Genomic DNA, 2,760 nt, shown 5'->3' on the forward strand with positions numbered 1-2,760 from the left:
CCACACGGGGCCCCCCGGGGCCCCGGGTAACAAAAACTCGCTCCCCCCGGGGTGTCCGCCTCCCTACCTGGGCTTAATTGGGGTGGGGCCGGGCCCCAGGGGGCCCCGACGCCGTCAGCCTCGGCATGTCGGGCTCCGTGACCCTCAGCGACGGCGGCCTCGGCGGCTCCTTCGGTCTGAGCCTCGGCCCCGGCGAGGTCAAGTTCGTGCAGATCAACTACAAGAACATCACCGAACCCGGCGTCTACTCGGTCGAGTACCAGGACGTCGAGATCGAGATCCAGGGTTGCGCCGGCTACGCCCAGGCGCGTGCGTACACGGTCGTCGAGATCATCGGCGACCACTACTCCAAGACCACGCTCTACTGCCAGCCGTTCAGCATCGGCTGATCCGGCCGCGTCACAACCCACTCTCCACGAACAAGACCGAAACATCGTCTCGCGCAAGCGAGTCGACCCTCGAAGGGTATTGCACACATGATCAACCGTAAGAATGTGGCGCGGGTGGCCGGGGCCGGGGCCGCCGCGGCCATCGGCCTCGGCCTGCTGTCCACGGGTGCGGCCAACGCCGACACCTTCGTCCCGCTGCCCGGTGGCGAGATCACCAAGACGCTGTCCGACGGCACCGTCGTGACCGTCCGCCTGGTGAACGAGTCCGCCCTCATCAGCCCCTCCATGGGCGCCACCCCCGTGCACCGCAACGCCTGGGTCTCCGGCAGCGCGCAGGTGGAGATCAGCGGCGGCGAGGACATCGGCGGCAAGATCAAGCCCGGCTACGTGGTCGGCTGCCAGGTCAACATCGCCGGTGGCGGCGTCGGCGGCGGCGTCGACGGCAGCCTGGACTGGAGCGGTGACACCGTCACCGGCGGCGTCGGCGCCTCCGGCGGCGGCGATCTGACCCTCGGCCCCGGGCAGGCCCAGTCGTTCTACATCCTCGACATCGAGGAGGCCGACGACTTCGGCAGCGAGTCGCACATGGCCCGCAACAAGTTCAGCGGCAACAGCGGCTCGGTCACCTGGGCCGACTCCACCATCGGCCTGAACGGCTGCGGCGGCTACGCGCAGGCCCGCGCCTTCGTCAGCGTCGAGCTCGAGAAGGCCAACGTCATCACCTCGGAGACCCTGTGGGGCCAGCCGTTCAGCCTCGGCTGATCCGCGCGAACCACGCGAACGGGCCCGTCGCCACACCGGCGACGGGCCCGTCCCGTGCCGCGACCGGTGCGCGCGTTCAGATCTCGTGACGTCCGCCCGAGCTCTGCTGCCCCTCCGCGAGCAGATCCCTGATCTGGGTGAGTAGTTCGGTGTCGCTGAGCGGCTCCTCCACCTCGCCGCCGCGGCGCTTCTTCAGATGGATCGAGGGCAGCACCAGCACGAAGTAGAGAATGGCCGCGATGAGCAGGAAGTTGATCACCGCGGTGATGATCGGGCCGACCGCGACGAACGTCGCCGGATTGTCGGCAACCAGCCGGAAACCCAATCCGATCTCATTGGCGTCACCGAATACCGCGAGCAGTGGATTGATGATTCCGTTGGTGAACGCGGTGACGATAGCCACGAAGGCGGTGCCGATGACGACGGCAACTGCCAGGTCGACGACGTTTCCGCGGAGCAGGAAATCCTTGAAGCCTTTGAGCATGCCGAGTTCTCCTCTTCGGGACGATCCAACGGTCGCGCTCGGCGAAAGCAGAATATCCGCCGTGCCGGGATCGTAGTTCACATCCACGGCAATCCACGGGCGAACGCGGCCCAGTCGGCGCAATCCGCTGTCGTGGCGGAATGGGAACAGGCCCGAATCGGCGTCCGGGCCGGAATGGAACCGCCGCGGGAATCGGCCGGACGGGCGGAAAACCGGAAACCGCCGGTCAATGGAAGACGACGGTCAGGGCGGTGTGCAGTGAGGCCGCGGCGACCGTCACGGCGTGCTCGGCGTCCATGGCCAGCAGCACGACCGGTCCGGCCCGGTCGCGATCCCCGGAACCGGCCACGAGCACCACCGCGGCGTCGGCCGCCAGGGTGTGCGCCCGCTCCTGGGCGCCGACCACGTCGACCCGGTCGCCCGGTCGCAGCACACCCGCCACCGCCGTGTCGGCCAACCGGATCGGCACGATCCGTGACTGCGCGGCGCCGGTGGCGACCTCGGCCAGGCGGGGGCCGACGACCCGCAGGTCGGTGAACACCTCGCCGGTGCGCATGGCCGAGGTGAGGGTGGCGCCGGTCAGTTCGCCCGGGTCGCCGACCGCGCCCGTCGGCAGGGAACCCGCCTCGTGCGCGACGGTGGCGAGATCGCCCTCGGTGAGCGTGGCGCCCGGCGAGAGGTCGCGGCTCGCGACCAGGACGGGCACCCGGGCGGCGCCGGGATCTCCCCGGATCAGCAGGACGGCGGCGACGCAGACGAGCGCGACGGCGGCGAGGCGACGGGCGAGGACGGCATCGGCCCAGGACGGGCGGCTCTGCCAGGCCGTGCGCAGCGGCGAATCGGCGCCGAGATCGTCGTCGCGCGCACGGCCGGGAATGTCGCGCGGACGGCCGGGAATGCTGAACAGGCGAGTCATGCGGTCACGCTATCGGCGTGGAAGCGCCTCGCGCACCGCGGGAATCGCGGGCTGGGGACAACCGCGGGGCTGTGGACAACTCCTGCCTGTGCGGAAGCATTCGCCGGCCGCGCCGGGAAGATACGACGATAGCCCGGTGGGGAACCCGGCGATAGCGGCGGGGATCCAGGGCAGGCCCCCCACCTGCTACTCCTACTGGAGGTGCTGCA

General features: G+C 70.0%; 4 protein-coding genes. 2 read left to right on the top strand and 2 right to left on the bottom strand.

All coding sequences use genetic code 11. The features are described from left to right. Positions 1–137: 137 nt before the first annotated feature. Complete coding sequence (locus tag QH283_RS23290; protein WP_432420768.1) at positions 138–389, top strand: MspA family porin; 252 nt, start codon at positions 138–140, stop codon at positions 387–389. An 87-nt stretch (positions 390–476) separates the two neighbouring features. Further along, complete coding sequence (locus QH283_RS23295) at positions 477–1,151, top strand: MspA family porin (RefSeq protein WP_280505075.1); 675 nt, start codon at positions 477–479, stop codon at positions 1,149–1,151. A 76-nt stretch (positions 1,152–1,227) separates the two neighbouring features. On the opposite strand, the gene mscL is transcribed toward QH283_RS23295, so the two are convergent. Together mscL and QH283_RS23305 are read right to left on the bottom strand one after the other, a co-directional pair. Further along, positions 1,228–1,635, bottom strand: a complete 408-nt coding sequence (gene mscL, locus QH283_RS23300) for a large conductance mechanosensitive channel protein MscL (RefSeq protein ID WP_280505077.1) — start codon at positions 1,633–1,635, stop codon at positions 1,228–1,230. A gap of 226 nt (positions 1,636–1,861) precedes the next feature. Then, positions 1,862–2,551: an SAF domain-containing protein gene (locus QH283_RS23305; protein ID WP_280505076.1), complete on the bottom strand. Its 690-nt coding sequence runs from the start codon at positions 2,549–2,551 to the stop codon at positions 1,862–1,864. Positions 2,552–2,760: the final 209 nt, after the last annotated feature.

The sequence above is a fragment of the Nocardia farcinica genome, assembly GCF_029867845.1.
Taxonomy (GTDB): Bacteria; Actinomycetota; Actinomycetes; order Mycobacteriales; family Mycobacteriaceae; genus Nocardia; species Nocardia farcinica_A.